Source organism: Cupriavidus sp. FW216-B1 (genome assembly GCF_058789195.1).
Window position 1 is genome coordinate 1,207,280 of the sequence record NZ_JBYTEL010000001.1, and the last position, 15,290, is coordinate 1,222,569.

Annotated in this window: 11 protein-coding genes and 1 riboswitch; of the genes, 4 read left to right on the forward strand and 7 right to left on the reverse strand. The window is 72.2% G+C overall.

All coding sequences use genetic code 11. From position 1 onward, the window contains the following. The first annotated feature begins 5 nt into the window (after positions 1-5). Entirely contained in the window at positions 6-482 is a 477-nt protein-coding gene (locus tag AC3WXD_RS05230; protein ID WP_454733468.1) for a DUF2501 domain-containing protein, read from the forward strand. A gap of 27 nt (positions 483-509) precedes the next feature. Here the strand turns inward: AC3WXD_RS05230 and AC3WXD_RS05235 are convergent, their stop codons facing one another. Continuing rightward, entirely contained in the window at positions 510-2,063 is a 1,554-nt protein-coding gene (locus AC3WXD_RS05235) for a methyl-accepting chemotaxis protein (protein ID WP_020202951.1), read from the reverse strand. Positions 2,064-2,351: 288 nt separating this feature from the next. Beyond that, positions 2,352-2,609: riboswitch (cobalamin riboswitch) on the forward strand. 122 nt (positions 2,610-2,731) lie between these two features. On the opposite strand from AC3WXD_RS05235, the gene AC3WXD_RS05240 reads away from it, so the two are divergent. Genes AC3WXD_RS05240 through AC3WXD_RS05250 form a run of 3 tightly spaced genes read left to right on the forward strand, consistent with a single transcriptional unit; the run spans position 2,732 to position 7,601 of the window. After that, positions 2,732-4,981, forward strand: a complete 2,250-nt coding sequence (locus tag AC3WXD_RS05240; RefSeq protein WP_492323207.1) for a TonB-dependent receptor — start codon at positions 2,732-2,734, stop codon at positions 4,979-4,981. A 7-nt stretch (positions 4,982-4,988) separates the two neighbouring features. Then, positions 4,989-6,509, forward strand: coding sequence for a PepSY domain-containing protein (locus tag AC3WXD_RS05245; protein ID WP_492323208.1), 1,521 nt, complete (start codon positions 4,989-4,991; stop codon positions 6,507-6,509). Between the two features lie 33 nt (positions 6,510-6,542). Continuing rightward, positions 6,543-7,601 carry a HoxN/HupN/NixA family nickel/cobalt transporter gene (locus tag AC3WXD_RS05250; protein ID WP_492323209.1) on the forward strand — a complete coding sequence of 353 codons (1,059 nt, stop codon included), beginning with the start codon at positions 6,543-6,545 and terminating at the stop codon, positions 7,599-7,601. A 102-nt stretch (positions 7,602-7,703) separates the two neighbouring features. Here AC3WXD_RS05250 and AC3WXD_RS05255 read toward each other — a convergent pair whose 3' ends face one another. The 6 genes from AC3WXD_RS05255 to cobW all read right to left on the reverse strand — a co-directional run bounded on the left by AC3WXD_RS05255 (position 7,704) and on the right by cobW (position 15,216). After that, a complete protein-coding gene (locus AC3WXD_RS05255; RefSeq protein WP_020202955.1) occupies positions 7,704-8,159 on the reverse strand; it encodes a type II toxin-antitoxin system VapC family toxin in 456 nt (151 codons plus the stop codon). Next, on the reverse strand, positions 8,156-8,398 hold the full coding sequence (locus AC3WXD_RS05260) for a type II toxin-antitoxin system Phd/YefM family antitoxin (protein ID WP_020202956.1): 243 nt from the start codon (positions 8,396-8,398) through the stop codon (positions 8,156-8,158). Before AC3WXD_RS05260 ends, AC3WXD_RS05255 begins: the two co-directional genes overlap by 4 nt. A gap of 217 nt (positions 8,399-8,615) precedes the next feature. Continuing rightward, positions 8,616-9,077, reverse strand: coding sequence for a vWA domain-containing protein (locus tag AC3WXD_RS05265; RefSeq protein WP_492323210.1), 462 nt, complete (start codon positions 9,075-9,077; stop codon positions 8,616-8,618). Positions 9,078-9,286: 209 nt separating this feature from the next. Beyond that, the gene (locus AC3WXD_RS05270; protein ID WP_492323211.1) at positions 9,287-10,339 is read right to left on the reverse strand and encodes a magnesium chelatase ATPase subunit I; all 1,053 of its coding nucleotides are present in this window, start codon (positions 10,337-10,339) and stop codon (positions 9,287-9,289) included. Continuing rightward, on the reverse strand, positions 10,336-14,136 hold the full coding sequence (gene cobN / locus AC3WXD_RS05275; RefSeq protein ID WP_492323212.1) for a cobaltochelatase subunit CobN: 3,801 nt from the start codon (positions 14,134-14,136) through the stop codon (positions 10,336-10,338). Before cobN ends, AC3WXD_RS05270 begins: the two co-directional genes overlap by 4 nt. Before the next feature lie 15 nt (positions 14,137-14,151). Next, positions 14,152-15,216: a cobalamin biosynthesis protein CobW gene (cobW, locus tag AC3WXD_RS05280; RefSeq protein WP_020202961.1), complete on the reverse strand. Its 1,065-nt coding sequence runs from the start codon at positions 15,214-15,216 to the stop codon at positions 14,152-14,154. Positions 15,217-15,290 lie beyond the last annotated feature (74 nt).

Below are 15,290 nucleotides of genomic sequence, written 5' to 3' on the forward strand. Positions count from 1 at the left end.
ATCGCATGAAAGCCAGCTTTAGCCGCCTCGCCGCCGTATCGATCCTGACCGCCGCCCTGTTGCCGGCGGCGGCCCACGCGCAACTCGGCGACCTGCTCAAGGGCGCCACGCAAGGCAACGGCTCGGGCGGCGGCAGCGGCGGCCTGGGAGGGCTGGCCGGCAGCCTGGGCGGCGGGGGCGGCGGCATGCCCTCGCTGCAATCGCTGAGCTCGGGCAGCACCGGCAACGTGGCCGGCGTGCTGGAGTTCTGCGTCAAGAACAACTACCTGGGCGGCGGCAGCGGCGCCGCCTCGGTCAAGGACAAGCTGCTGGGCAAGCTCGGCGGCGCGCCGGCGTCCGACCCCGGCTACAGCGAAGGCGCCAAGGGCATCCTCAGCAGCGCCGAGGGCGGCAAGCTCGACCTCAGCGGCGGCGGCCTCAAGGAGCAGATCACCAGGCAGGTCTGCGACAAGATCCTGGCACAGGGCAAGTCGCTGCTCTAGCCACCGCCGCCGCCATCGCGGCGCGCTTCAGGCCGCCAGGCGGAAGGCGGACACCGCCTGGTGCAGCGCGCCGGCCTGGTCTTCCAGCGAGGCCGCGGCCGCGCTGGCCTGCTCCACCAGCGCCGCGTTCTGCTGCGTCATCTGGTCCATCTGCGAGACCGCGCGGTTGACCTCCTCGATGCCGGTGCGCTGCTCGGCCGTGGCCGAGGCGATGCCGTCCATGATGGCGGTCACGCGGCCCACCGCGCTGACGATCTCGGCCATCGTCTGGCCGGCCTGCTCGACCAGCGCCGAGCCGCTGTCGACCTGCCCCGTCGATTCCACGATCAGGGTCTTGATCTCCTTGGCCGCGCTCGCGCTGCGCTGCGCGAGGTTGCGCACCTCGCCGGCCACCACGGCGAAGCCGCGGCCCTGCTCGCCGGCGCGCGCGGCTTCCACCGCGGCGTTGAGCGCCAGGATATTGGTCTGGAAGGCGATGCCGTCGATCACGCCGATGATGTCGTTGATCTTGCGCGAGCTGGCGGTGATGCCGCGCATCTTGTCCACCACCTCGCTCACCACGCTGCCGCCCTGCTGCGCGATCTGCGCGGCGTCGGCCACGTACTGGCTGGCCTCGGCGGCGTTGTCGGCGTTCTGGCGCACGGTGGCGGTGAGCTGCTCCATGCTGGCGGCGGTCTGTTGCAGCGAGGCGGCCTGCTGCTCGGTGCGGCCCGACAGGTCGGAGTTGCCGGCGGCGATCTGCTGCGCCGCGGCGCTGATGGAATCGGCCGCCTGCTGGATGCCCCCCACGGTGCCGGCGAGCTGGTCGCGCATATGGCCGATCGCGTACATCAGGCTGGCGCGGTCGTCCGGCGCGGTGCCGGCGCGCACGGTCAGGTCGCCGGAGGCCATGCGCAGGGCCAGCGCGGCCGCGTCGGCGGGCTCGCCGCCCACCGATTTCTGGATGCTGCGGATCACCAGCGTGGCCACGCCGGAGATCACGATGCCGAGCAGCACCAGCAGGCCGACCGACTGATACAGCGACGAGCGGAACTGGGCCTCCACGTCATCCATGTAGGTGCCCGCCACCAGATCCCAGTTCCACGGCTTGTAGCGCGCCACGTAGCCGATCTTGGGGCTGGGCTGGTCGCTGCCCGGCTTGGGCCACCAGTAGTCCAGGTGCCCGGCGCCCTCGGGCGAGGCGCCGCGCGCGGCGATCTCGACGTAGAGCGCCTTGCCCTTCGCGTCCTTGAAATCGATCATGTTCTTGCCGTTGAGCTTGGCGTTGATCGGGTGCATCACCAGCACCGAATCGGCGCCCACGATGGTGATGTAGCCATCCTTGCCGTAGCGCTGCGCGGCGATGCGGGCGGTGGCCTGGGCCTTGGCCTCGGCTTCGCTCATCTTGCCCTGGCGCGCCAGCTCCGCGTAGTCGCGCACCAGCGAGAGCGACATGTCGACCACGTTGGCCAGCTCGCCGCGGCGGTCGGCCATCTGCAGCTGCCGGGTCTGGAAGGCGTGCATCACGGTCAGCAGCAGCAGGCCGAGCCAGGCCAGCACAAGGGGAATCCACAGCTTTTTTCGCAGGGTCAGGTGGTTCATGACGAGGTTCGCGTTATCGGGACGGGCACCGGCCATGCAAAAGGCAGGCGGTGTTCCCCCGGATATCGGAGCACGCCCTGCCTTCTTTAGCGCCGCATGCGGTATTCCCGCGCGCGGTGCCGGAAACACCAAAAAGATGCCGGACGATGCCTCGCGATGACGACACGATTCATCATGTCGGCGCAATGCGCCGGCTTCGCGGCGCAGCCACGCCGGGTAAAAACTACCGCCCCGGATCACTTAAATCCCGTTACAATCCGCCTCGCACCCGCGCTGCTTTTGCAACCGGGTTGCAAAAGGATCGAAGGTGCCCCGCCCGCGTTGCGCGGTCAGGGGTTAAACGGGAAACAGGTGCGCCGCCCCGCCGCGGCAAGTCCTGTGCTGCCCCCGCAACGGTCAGCAGGTAGAAAGGTGCCACGCCGCGCCCCACAAGCAGCGGCAGCCACTGCGCGCAACCACGCGCGGGAAGGCGGCACCCCGGACGCGCCCACCCGGCAGCGCATCCCCCTGCGAGCCCGGATACCGGCCTTGCGACCCATCACAGCGGCTGCGGACGGGCACCGCGCGTGAGGCCGCCGGGCATGCGCCCGGCGCCGGCGCGCGCGCGTCCGTGGCTGGTTCGTTCATTGCCGCGGGCGGGGTCGCCCGCGGCCAACGATGGAAAGTCCATGTCCGCGCGCCACCGCCTTGCCCGCCGCCTGCTGCCCGCCTCCGGCCGGCTCCGCTTCATCCCCATCCGCCGCACGCTGGCGCGCCAGTGCGCGCTGGCCCTGTCGCTGGGCGCCTTTGCCGGTGCCGGCGCGGACGCCGCACGCGCCGCCGACGACACCGAGGCCGGCCGCCCGCCGGCGCGCCCGGCGCAGAAAGAGGCCGCGGCGCTGCCGCCGGTGGTGGTCAGCGGCGCCGCGCTGCCGCCGGGCCTGTCGCTGTCGGAACCCGCCAGCACCGGCAGCCGCCTGGGGCTGACGCCGCTCGAGACCCCGGCCAGCATCGAGGTGCTGTCCGGCGAGACCATCCGCGAGCGCGGCGACCAGCGCGTGAGCGACGCGGTGTCGCGCGCCACCGGCATCACCGCCGCCGGCGCGCCCGGCAACGGCGGCACGGCGCTTGCCGCGCGCGGCTTCTCGGGCCAGGGCTCGGTCATGCAGCTGTACGACGGCACGCGCCTGTACGTGGCGGCCGGCACCGTCACCTTCCCGTTTGATACGTGGTCGGTGGACCGCATCGAGGTGCTGCGCGGCGCGGCCTCCGTGATGTACGGCGAGGGCGCCATCGGCGGCGTGGTCAACGTGATCCCGAAAAAGCCGCTGCGCGGCCCCATCACCAACGAGCTGCAGCTCACCGGCGGCACGCAGCGCACCGCGCGCGCGGCCTTCGACAGCGGCGGCGCGGTCAACGAGAACCTGTCCTACCGCTTCAACGTCAACTACGGCCGCTCCGCCGGCTGGGTGGACCGCGGCGAATCGCGCGACGTGGACGTGTCCGCCGCGGTGCGGCTCGACGTCTCGCCGGCATTCAACCTCACGCTGTCCTACGACGACGGCGACCAGCACCCGATGCGCTACCTGGGCACGCCGCTGGTCAACGGCAGCCTGGATACCGCGCTGCGCACGAAGAACTACAACGTGGGCGACAGCACCATCACCTACCGCGACCGCTGGACCCGGCTGGCCGCCGAATGGCAGCCCAACGAGCGCGTGGCCGTGCGCAACCAGTTCTATTACCTCACCAGCCAGCGCCACTGGCGCGACTCGGAGTCCTACACCTACCTGCCCGCCACCGGGCAGGTGCGCCGCACCGACTACCTGGAGATCCTGCACGACCAGGAGCAGATCGGCGACCGCGCCGACCTGAAGGTCGACGGCCAGCTGTTCGGCCTGGCCAACACGGTCACGGCGGGCTTCGACGTCAACCGCATCAACTTCACCCACAGCAACAACTCGCCCTATGGCGGCGCCTCCACCGTCGGCGCGTACCAGTTCGACCCGGGCCAGTTCTTCAGCCCGCCGGGCGTGGTCACTTCGCCGCGCTACCGCACCCACACCACCCAGGCCGCCCTGTTCGGCGAGGACCGCCTCAAGCTCACGCGGCAATGGTCGGTGATCGGCGGCGTGCGCTTCGACCATGCCCAGCTCGAGCGCGGCAACCTGCTGACCGGCGACGACTGGACCCGCACCTTCAACAACGCCACCTGGCGCGCGGGCACGGTCTACGAGTTCACGCCATCGCTGTCGGTCTACGCGCAGTACGCCACCGCCACCGATCCGCTCGGCGCGCTGATCACCACCTCGGACGCGCAGAAGGACTTCCGGCTCGCCACCGGCCGGCAGATCGAGGCCGGCGTCAAGCAGGCGTTCTGGAACAGGCGCGGCGAATGGACCTTCGCCGCCTACCAGATCGTCAAGAAGAACCTGCTCACGCGCGACGCCAGCAACCCGGCGCTGTCGGTGCAGGTGGGCGAGCAGTCCTCGCGCGGGCTGGAAGCGTCGCTCAGCATCGAGCTGACGCGCGGCCTGCGCGTGGATGCCAACGGCACCGTGCTGCGCGCCCGCTACGACGACTTCGCCGAAAGCGTCAACGGCGCGCTGGTCTCGCGCAACGGCAACGTGCCGACCGGCGTGCCGCAGCAGGCCGCCAACCTGTGGCTGACCTGGGCCTTCGCGCCGCAGTGGCAGGCGGGCGGCGGCCTGCGCTACGTGGGCCGGCGCTATACCGACAACGCCAACACCGCGGCCATGCCTTCGTACACGGTGGTGGATGCCGCGCTGCAGTGGCGTGTGTCGCGCCAGACCGCGCTGGCGCTGCGCGTCTACAACCTGTTCAACCGCGACTACGCCGAGACCTCCGGCAACAGCGGCGGACAGTGGCTGCTGGGCCGCCCGCGCGCGGCCGAGCTGTCGGCCAACTTCTATTTCTAGCCCGGCCGTGGCGCGCCCTTCCCTGTCCTGGCCGGAACGCTGCTGGCGCTGCGCGCGCCGCTGGCTCTACCTGGTGCACCGCTGGGCCGGGATCGCCGGCTGCCTGCTGATCGCCATGTGGTTCCTGTCCGGGCTGGTCATGATGTATGTGGCGTTCCCCGCGCTGACCGACAGCGAGCGCCACGCCGGCCTGCCGCCGCTGGACCTGCCGGCGGTGCGCGTCACGCCCGCCGCGGCCCTGGCCGGCGCGGGGCTGGACCGCTTCCCGCGCAGCCTGCGCCTGGAGATGATGGGCGCGCTGCCGGTCTACCGCATGGTCGACTGGCGCGGCCAGCCGCATACGGTCTCGGCGCGCGACGGCACGCGCATCGAACAGGTGGACGCCGCCGCCGCGCGCGACATCGCCGCGCGCTTCGCCGGCGCGCCCGGCGCGCGCTGGGCCGAGACCGCCGCGCGCGACCAGTGGACCGTGCCCAACGGCCTGAACGCCTGGCGCCCGCTGCACCGCATCGCGCTCGGCGACGCCGCCGGCACCGAGCTGTACGTGTCCGCGCGCACCGGCGAAGTCATGCGCGACACGAACCGCGCCGAGCGTTTCTGGAACTGGCTGGGCGCCGTGCCGCACTGGCTGTATTTCACACCGGTGCGCGCCGACCCGCCGCTGTGGCGCCAGGTGGTGCTGTGGACCTCCGGCGTGTGCGTCGCCGTGGCGGCGAGCGGCATCTGGATCGGCTGGCTGCGGCTGCGCGTGCGCCGCCGCTTCGCGCACGGCAGCGCGGGCGGCACCTCGCCCTACCACGGCTGGATGGCCTGGCACCACGTCGCCGGGCTCGGCGGCGCGCTGTTCCTGCTGGCGTGGCTGGCGAGCGGCTGGCTCTCGGTCAATCCCAACCAGTGGTTCCCCGCGCGCAACTTCGACCAGGCCGCGCTGGAGCGCTACGCGGGACAGACGCTGCCGCGCTTCCCCGAGCTCGACGGCGATGCGCTGGCGGCGCGGCTGGACGGCATGGCCGCGCCGCGCGAGATCCGCATGGTCTGGCAGGCGGGACTGCCGCTGCTGCTGGCGGCGGGCGCGAGCGGAGACAGCCGCGCCGTGCGCGCCGACGGCGGCCATACGCCCGCGCCGGACGACGCGGCGCTGACCGCCGCCGCGACCAGCCTCGTGCCCGGTGCCCGCGTCGCCGGCAGCGAACGGCTCACGCAGCCCGATGCCTACTGGTATGGCCATCACCAGCCGCGCCGGCTGCCGGTGCTGCGCGTGCGCTTCGACGATGCCGCCGCCACCTGGGCCTACCTCGACCCGGCCAGCGGCAGCCTGCTCGGCCGCAGCGACCGCAGCCGGCGCGCCTACCGCTGGCTGTTCAACGCCGCGCATAGCTGGGACCTCGGCTGGCTGCTGCAACACCGCCCGGCGTGGGACATTGCCATGTGGGCACTGTCCATCGCCGGGCTCGTCATCTCCGTCAGCGGCGTGGTGATAGGCTGGCGGCGCCTGTTCCGCCCGCGCCTGCGCCCGCGCCGCTCCTGAAAACCGCCGTCCACCCGATACGTCCACCGCCCCATGCTCCGCTTCCTCGCCAGCATCTTCAACGACCAGCACGACAACGTGCGCCGCAAGACCATCGCCTTGTACGCCTTGCTGATCGCCGCCAACGTGGGCGCCTGGATCTGGGCGCTGGCCGCGTTCCGCGACCATCCCATGCTGCTGGCCTCGGCCGTGCTGGCCTACACGCTCGGCCTGCGCCACGCGGTGGACGCCGACCACATCGCCGCCATCGACAACGTCACGCGCAAGCTGATGCAGGAAGGCAAGCGCCCGGTCACGGTCGGCTTCTTCTTCTCGCTCGGGCACTCCACCGTGGTCACGCTGATGTCGGTCGGCATCGCCATCGCCGCGGCGGCGCTGCAGACGCGCTTCGCCGACATGAAGGCCGTGGGCGGCATGATCGGCACCAGCGTCTCGGCGCTGTTCCTGTTCCTGCTGGCCTTCTTCAACCTGCTGATCCTGATCTCGGTGTGGCGCGCGTTCCGCGCGGTTAGGCGCGGCGAGCCGCTCAGGGAGCAGGACCTGGACCTGCTGCTCAACAACCGTGGCTTCCTCGCGCGCCTCTTCCGCCCGCTGTTCCGCCTCGCCAGCCGCAGCTGGCACCTGTTCCCGATGGGCCTGCTGTTCGGCCTGGGCTTCGACACCGCCACCGAGGTGGCGCTGTTCGGCCTGTCCGCGGCCGAGGCCGCCAAGGGCGTGCCGTTCTGGACCATCATGGTGTTCCCGGCGCTGTTCACCGCGGGCATGTCGCTGGTGGACACCACCGACGGCATCCTGATGCTGGGCGCCTACGGCTGGGCCTTCACCAAGCCGATCCGCAAGCTCTACTACAACATGACCATCACGCTGGTCTCGGTGGTGGTGGCGGTGGTGATCGGCGGCATCGAGGCGCTCGGCCTGATCGCCGACAAGCTCGGCCTGGCGGGCGGCCTGTGGGACGTGGTCGGCGAGCTCAACGCGCACTTCGGCATGCTCGGCTACGTCATCATCGGCGTGTTCGTGCTGAGCTGGCTGGTGTCGATGGTGGTGTACCGCGTGCGGCGGTACGACGAGATCGAGGTGCGGATGGGGTGACGGCGCGCCGCTGCAAATGCGATGTGAACGCGGTGCAGCAGCGATGAAAACGGCACGAAGCCGCCTGCGCATGCGCGCGGAACGGCCCGCGCGGCGGCGGACTCAGGCGAACACGATGCCGCCGGCCCGCCGCATCGCATCCGCCAGCGCCACGTCGAAGGTCGCCAGCGCCGCGCCGCTGCGCAGCGCGAGATCCAGGTAACTGGCGTCATAGGCGGTCAGCGCGTGCTCGCGGGCCAGCCCCATGACGACCTCGCTGCGCTCCGCGGGCGCCGCCACGTCGGTCTCGATCGGCAGGCGGCCGAGCTTGGCGACGAAATCCGCCACCTGGGCCTCGCTCACGACCTGCCTGCGCTCGGCCACCAGCAGCGCGTTGGCGGTCTCCACGTGCCACAGCGGCGGCACCAGCACGCGGCATGACGGCAGCGCCGCGAGCACCCGCCCAGCGCAATCGGCCTGCGCCGGCTCCGTCCGCTCGAACAGCCAGGCCAGCGCCACGGAGGCATCCAGCACCAGCGTCGCCGGCACCGCGGACACCACCGGCACCGCCGACGTCACCGGCGCCCCTCCGCGATCCAGCGGCCGAGTTCGTCGGCCGCCACACCCTGCACCCGGGTAGTGGCGCGCATCGCCGCGACCGCGGCTTCCGCGCCGAGCCGGCTGTTGTCCGCGCTCGGCACGAGGTCCGCAATGGGACGGCCACGCTGGGTGATGGTGAAACGCTCGCCCTGCTCCACCTTGCGCAGCAATTCGGGCAGCCTGGTCTTGGCATCGTAGGAACCCACCTCGACGAACATGCTAGTCTCCATCTGGTCTATGAACTGGTCTAGTCTAGCAAATTTGATGGAGGTGGTACGGGCAACGCTTGCGTTGCGTTGTTGTGCGGTCACATGAGCTCCTTTCACGATGACGTCGGATGGCACAAATGGCTTCGGATGCATGCAGGATGCGGGGTATTTTCAGCCGCCATCCGATTCTGGGCACCCGCGACCATCGCCAGGAAGTCCCGGATTCTCATTTTAGGAGTGCTTCCACCGCCACCCACTCCCCGTCCCACGCCGCCGCCAGTTCGCGGCAGCGCCCCAGCGCCACCGCCTGCTGTTCGAAATCCACCACCATCACGGCATCCGCCCCGCGCGGCCGCGCGGGCTGCTCCGCGCTGCGGCCGTCGCTGAGCAGCCACAGCCAGCGCTGCTGCGCCGGGCGGCGGCGGGCGACGCTGGCCAGCACCTCGCCCGCGCGCTGCATGCCGAGCGCGAGCGGCGTGCCGCCGCCGCCGGCGATCGGGCGTACCCAGGCTTCGCTCCACGGCCGCGCGCGGGCCGGCTGGAGGCGGACTTCGGCGTGGCTGCCGGCAAAGCACACCAGCGCGACCTCGGCGCGGGCCTGGTAGGCGCGCTGGAGCAGGCGCAGCAGCACGCCCTTGGCCAGCGCGAGCTGGCGGCCGTGCAGCATGGAGGCGGAGCAGTCCAGCACGAAGCAATGCAGCACGCCGGCGTGGGCGTGCTGCGCGCGCCGGCGCAGATGCGCGGGCGCGAGCGGCGCGGCGCCCTTGGCCGCGAGCGTGCGCGGCCAGTGGATGCGGGTGCCGGCAAGACGGCCTTGCTGCGGCCGTGGCGCGGCGAAACGAGGGGCTTGCCACCGGTTGCCGCCCTGCCCGGAATCGGCGGCGGCCTGCCGGTGGCTCAGGCTTTTTTTGCGGGCAGCGGCCTCACGGATTTGACCGGAGCGATGCCGGCCGCGCGGCTGTCCGCGGGCGGCGGCAATGCGCCCCAGGGATTGGCCGCGCTGCCGGCGTCGCCGCGCTCGCCCGCTTGCGCGTCAGCCGACGCGTCAGCCTCCGCGCCGTCCGGCGCGCGGCCGGCATCGGGCGGCGCCTGCCGGCGATGATGCAGCACCAGTTCCGCCACGGCATCCACATGCGCCGGCGCGATGGCGGCGTCGCCTTGCAGCGCGGCCAGCGCGCGCGCCGCGCGCAGCATCACGAGGTCGGCGCGCACGCCGTCCACGGCGGCATCGAGGCACAGGCGGCTGACGCGCTCGTGCACGGCATCGCCGAGCGGCAGCGCCGCCAGCGCGGCCCGCGCGACTCGCACCTGCCGCGTCAACGCTTCCTGCGCGCCGGCGTGGCGCGCGCGCAGCGCCTCGGGATCGGTGTCGAAGGCCAGCCGGGTGCGCACGATGGCCTGGCGCTGCGCCGCGTCGGTGCAGTTCTCCAGCGTCAGCGCGAGGCCGAAGCGGTCCAGCAGTTGCGGGCGCAGCTCGCCTTCCTCGGGGTTCATGGTGCCGACCAGCACGAAGCGCGCCTCGTGCTGGTGCGAGACGCCGTCGCGCTCCACCACGTTGACGCCGCTGGCGGCCACGTCGAGCAACTGGTCGACGAGGTGGTCGGGCAGCAGGTTGACCTCGTCCACGTAGAGCACGCCCTGGTGCGCGCGCGCCAGCAGCCCCGGCGCGAAACGCACCTCGCTCTGGCGCAGCACGTGGCCGAGGTCCAGCGTGCCGATGAGCTGTTCCTCGCTGGCGCCCAGCGGCAGCGTGACGAACTGCCCTTCGGGCAGCAGCTCGGCCAGCGCGCGCGCGGCGGTGGACTTGGCGGTGCCGCGCGGCCCGCTCACCAGCACGCCGCCGATGCCGGGGTCGACCGCGGCCAGCAGCAGCGCCTGCTGCAGGCGCGGCTGGCCCACCAGCGCGCTGAACGGAAACGGCAAGCGCGGGCGCTGTGCGGCGGCAGTCATCGGGAAGCTCCTTCCAGCGCCTGCTCGCTGTCGAGCAGGTGTCGTTCGAGTTGGGCGCGGCGCTCGCCGGGGGCCTGCCACAGGCCGCGCTGCGCGGCTTCGAGCAGGCGCTCGCAGATGGCGTGCAGCGCGCGCGGGTTGTGGCGGCACAGGAACGCGCGCGTGTCGGTGTCGTTGACGTAGGCATCGGCCACCAGCGCGTATTGATGGTCGGACACCACGCGCGTGGTGGCATCGAAGCCGAACAGGTAGTCCACGGTGGCGGCCATCTCGAAGGCGCCCTTGTAGCCGTGGCGCTTGACGCCGTCGATCCACTTGGGATTGACCACGCGCGCGCGGATCACGCGGCTGATTTCTTCCTGCAAGGTGCGGATGCGCGGCGCGGCCGGGTTGCTGTGGTCGCCGTGGTAGATGGCCGGCTGCGCGCCGCCGAAGGTGCGCGCGGCGGCGGCCATGCCGCCCTGGAACTGGTAATAGTCGTTGGCGTCGAGCAGGTCGTGCTCGCGGTTGTCCTGGTTCTGCACCACGGCGTCCAGGCCGGACAGCCGCGCGGCAAAGCTGGCGCGCGCCTCCACGCCGTCGGTGCCCTGCCCGTAGGCATGACCGCCGGCGTGCAGGTAGGCCTGGGCGAGGTCGTTGTCGTCCTGCCAGGCGCGGCTGTCGATCAGGTCCTGCAAACCCGTGCCGTAGCCGCCCGGGCGCGCGCCGAACACGCGCCAGCCGGCGCGGCGGCGCGCCTCGGCCGCGGGCAGGCCCTGTGCTTCGAGGCGGGCGCGCTCGGCCAGCACGCGCGCGCGCAGCGGGTTGAGCTCGGGCGGCTCGTCCAGCTCGGCCACGGCCTGCACGGCGGCGTCGAACAGCCGCATGACGTTGGCGAAGGCATCGCGGAAGAAGCCCGACACACGCAGCGTCACGTCCACGCGCGGGCGGTCGAAGATGGCCATCGGCAGGATCTCGAAATCCGTCACGCGGAAGCTGCCCGCGGCCCACCTGGGCCGCACGCCCATCAGCGCGAAGGCCTGCGCGATGTCGTCGCCGCCGCTGCGCATGGTGGCGGTGCCCCACACCGACAGGCCCACCGCGCGCGGGTAGTCGCCGTGCTCCTGAAGATGGCGCTCGATCAACTGGTTGGCGGACTTGAGGCCGAGCGTCCACGCCGTGCGCGTGGGCACCGCGCGCGTGTCGACCGAATAGAAATTGCGGCCCGTGGGCAGCACGTCGGGCCGGCCGCGCGACGGTGCGCCGCTCGGGCCGGGCGGCACGAAGCGCCCCGCCAGCCCGCGCGCGAGCTGCCGCATTTCCTGCTCGCCGCAGGCGTCCAGCCTGGGCGCTACCTCGGCGCGCAGGCGCGCCAGCACGGCGGCGGCGCGCGGCAGGCCGGCGGGCGCGGCGTCCTCGTCGAGCAGGCGCGTCGCCAGCAATTCGAGCCGCTCGCGCGTGTCGCCGTGGTGGCGCCACGCGCCGGCGTCGACGGCCGCCAGCGGCGCCGGGCGCGGGCCCTGCCACGGCGCGCCCCAGTCCGCGTCGAGCGGATCGAAGCCCTCGCCCAGGCCGAGGTCGGCGGCCAGCGCCGTCAGCAGGCCCGCTTGCGCGCCGCGGCCGTCGCCGCTCGGGAAGCGGCCCAGCGCGAGCAGCGTGTCGCGCCGCTGGCGCCCTTGCGGCGACACGCCGAACACGTGCAGGCCGTCGCGGATCTGCGATTCCTTGAGCTCGCACAGGTAGGCGTCGGTGCGGTTGAGCAGCGCGTCCTCGCCGTCGCTGTCGGCCGGCGCGTCGAGTCCCAGCTCGCGGTGCAGCTGCTGGTCGACGATCAGCTTGAGGATGGACTTGCGCAGCAGCCGCGCGCGGCGCGGGTCCACCGCCAGTGCCTCGTAGTATTCGTCGACCTGGCGCTCCAGGTCCTGCAGCGGGCCGTAGTTCTCGGCGCGCGTGAGCGGCGGCATCAGGTGGTCGATGATGACCGCCTGCGCGCGCCGTTTGGCCTGCGCGCCCTCGCCGGGATCGTTGACGATGAACGGGTAGAGATGCGGCAGCGGGCCGAGGATGGCGTCGGGCCAGCAGGTGTCGGCCAGCGCCACGCTCTTGCCGGGCAGCCATTCCAGGTTGCCGTGCTTGCCGACGTGGACGATGGCATCGGCGCCGAACGCATGGCGCAGCCAGAAATAGAAAGCCAGGTAGCCGTGCGGCGGCACCAGTTCCGCGTCGTGGTAGCTGGCGTAGCCGCGCGTGCCGGCCTCGCCGGCCTCGCCGGGCAGCGCGTGGGCGCGCGCCGGCTGCAGGCCGACGAACAGGTGGCCGCTGCGCACGCCGGCGATCATGAAGCGGCCCTGCCGCACCATCGGGTCCTGCTCCGGACTGCCCCATTGCGCGGCGATGGCGCGCTGGTTCTCTTCGGGCAGGCCGCGCAGGTGGCGCAGGTAGTCCGCCATCGCCAGGCTCTGGAAGGCCGCGCGCCAGCCGTGCTGGGCGAGGTCGTTGGTGATGCCCTGCGTGAGCCCGCGCATCAGCGCGTCGCCGTCGGCGGGCAGGCCTTCGCAGTGATAGCCCTGCTCGCGCAGCATGGCGAGGATGCCGACCACCGAGGCCGGCGTGTCGAGGCCCACGCCATTGCCGATGCGCCCTTCGCTGGACGGATAGTTGGCCAGCACCAGCGCCACGCGCTTGTCCGCGTCGGGCAGCTCGCGCAGGCGGCACCAGCGCCGCGCCAGCTCGGCCACGAAGGCGATGCGCCCGGCGTCGGGCTGGTAGCGCACCACGTCCACCTCGGTGTGCGGGCAGCGATAGGCCAGGCCCTTGAAGCTGACCGCGCGCGTGATGATGCGGCCGTCCACCTCGGGCATGGCGATGTGCATGGCCACGTCGCGCGCGCCCAGGCCCTGGTTGTCGCGCAGCCAGTCCTCGCGGTTGCCGCCGCTGAGCACCACCTGCAGCACCGGCGCGTCGCCGGCCAGCGCCATCGTCCCGGGCGCGTCGAGCGAGGACACGGCGAAGGCCGTGGTGTTGAGCACCAGCGCCGCGCCATGCTCGGCGCAAAGCTGCTGCAGGACCTCGCGGCACAGCGTGTCCTTGAGCGAGTTCACCGCCAGCGGCAGCGGGTTGAGGCCCTCGGCGCGCAGCGCGGCGATCAGCGCGTCGAACACCGCGGTGTTGCCGGCCTGCAGGTGCGCGCGGTAGAACACCAGCGCCGCCACCGGCGCGCCGGCGCGCCAGTCGCGCTGCCAGTCCGCCATCGTGGCGACGCCGTGCGCCGGATGGTAGAGCGCGGCCTGCGGCAGCACGCGCGGCTGCAAGGCCGGCTCGCCCCAGCCGAACGCATGGTGCGCGAGGCAGCGGAAGAACTGCTCGGCGTTGTCGGCGCCACCTTCGCGCAGGTAACGCCACAGCGTATTGGCCAGCGCCGCCGGCGCGTTGCCGCGCGCGAGCAGGTTGGCGTCCTCGGCGAGGTCGCCCGAGAACATCACCAGCAACTGGCCGCGCGCGCGGGCGAGCTCGGTCAGCCGCTCCAGGCCGTAGGCCCAGTCGCTGTCGCCACCGAGGTGATCCACCACCACCACGCTGGCATGCTGCAACACGTCGTCCACGTACAGGTCGAGCGAGGCCGGCTGGCGCAGGTACATCTGGTTGGCCAGCCGCACCGTGGGGAAGTCTTCGCCCAGGCGCGGGAACACGCCGGCCAGCAGCGACAGCGTGGTGTCCGCCGCGCTCAGCACCACGATGCGCGCCGGGCTCTGCGCGATGCGCACCACGCCGGCATTGTCATCGACGAAGCCGCCCGGGCGGGTGGAAAGCAGGTGCATGCGCGTGGCGGCGCGTCAGCCCTGCGCCGTGGCGAGCGCGGCTTCGAGGGCCGCCTGCAGCGTGGCCCGCTCGAGGTCCTGGCCGATCAGCACGATGCGCGTGGCCTGCGCCTCGCCCGGCTGCCAGCGGCGGTCGAAGTAGCCGTCGAAGCGGCGGCCCACGCCATGCAGCACGAGGCGCATGGGCTTGCCGGGCAGCCGGGCAAAGCCCTTGACGCGGTAGATGGTGTGCTGCTCCACCAGTTGCTGCAGGGCGCCGACCAGATGCTCGCGCTCCACCTCGCCGAGCTCCACCACCACCGAATCGAATTCGTCGTGGTGATGGTCCGGGTCGTCCGCCGAGCCGTGGTGGTCCGGGCGCAGGTGGATGGTGTCCTCGGAGGCGCGGTTCAGCCCGAGCAGCAGCGCCACGTCGAGCTTGCCGCCCTGCGCGCCGACGATCTTGACCTCGGCGGGAATCTCGGGGCGGATCAGCGCTTCCACCTCGGCGCGCTGCGCGGCGTCGATCAGGTCGGTCTTGTTGAGGATCACGAGATCGGCCGAGCCGAGCTGGTCCTCGAACAGTTCGTGCAGCGGCGATTCGTGGTCGAGGTTGGGATCGGCCTTGCGCTGCGCGTCCACCGCGTCGGGGTCGGCGGCGAACTGGCCGGCCGCCGCGGCGGCGCCGTCGACCACCGTGACCACCGCGTCCACGGTGAACGCGTTCTTGATGCTGGGCCAGTTGAAGGCCTGCACCAGCGGCCTGGGCAGCGCGAGGCCGGAGGTCTCGATCAGCACGTGGTCGATGTCGGCGCGGCGCTCCAGCAGTTGCTCCATCACCGGGAAGAACTCTTCCTGCACGGTGCAGCACAGGCAGCCGTTGGCCAGCTCATAGAGCTGGCCGTTGCTCTCGCCCGTCTCGTCGCAGCCGATGCCGCAGCCCTTGAGAATCTCGCCGTCGATGCCGAGCTCGCCGAACTCGTTGACGATCACCGCGATGCGGCGCCCGCCGGCGTTCTCGAGGATGTGGCGCAGCAGCGTGGTCTTGCCGCTGCCGAGGAAGCCGGTGACGATGGTGGCGGGGATCTTGCTGGTCTGCATGATGGTGGCGGGCTCGGGAAATCGGGCGTCTGGAGAGGCCGCGGCCGGGCTGCGGCGCGCGGCGGAAGCGAGGC

Excerpts from the sequence above, each read along its gene's own strand:
- AC3WXD_RS05230 (WP_454733468.1), top strand. The coding sequence starts at position 6 with ATGAAAGCCAGCTTTAGCCGCCTCGCCGCCGTATCGATCCTGACCGCC.
- AC3WXD_RS05235 (WP_020202951.1), bottom strand. The coding sequence starts at position 2,063 with ATGAACCACCTGACCCTGCGAAAAAAGCTGTGGATTCCCCTTGTGCTG.
- AC3WXD_RS05240 (WP_492323207.1), top strand. The coding sequence starts at position 2,732 with ATGTCCGCGCGCCACCGCCTTGCCCGCCGCCTGCTGCCCGCCTCCGGC.
- AC3WXD_RS05250 (WP_492323209.1), top strand. The coding sequence starts at position 6,543 with ATGCTCCGCTTCCTCGCCAGCATCTTCAACGACCAGCACGACAACGTG.
- AC3WXD_RS05260 (WP_020202956.1), bottom strand. The coding sequence starts at position 8,398 with ATGTTCGTCGAGGTGGGTTCCTACGATGCCAAGACCAGGCTGCCCGAA.
- AC3WXD_RS05270 (WP_492323211.1), bottom strand. The coding sequence starts at position 10,339 with ATGACTGCCGCCGCACAGCGCCCGCGCTTGCCGTTTCCGTTCAGCGCG.
- cobN (WP_492323212.1), bottom strand. The coding sequence starts at position 14,136 with ATGCACCTGCTTTCCACCCGCCCGGGCGGCTTCGTCGATGACAATGCC.
- cobW (WP_020202961.1), bottom strand. The coding sequence starts at position 15,216 with ATGCAGACCAGCAAGATCCCCGCCACCATCGTCACCGGCTTCCTCGGC.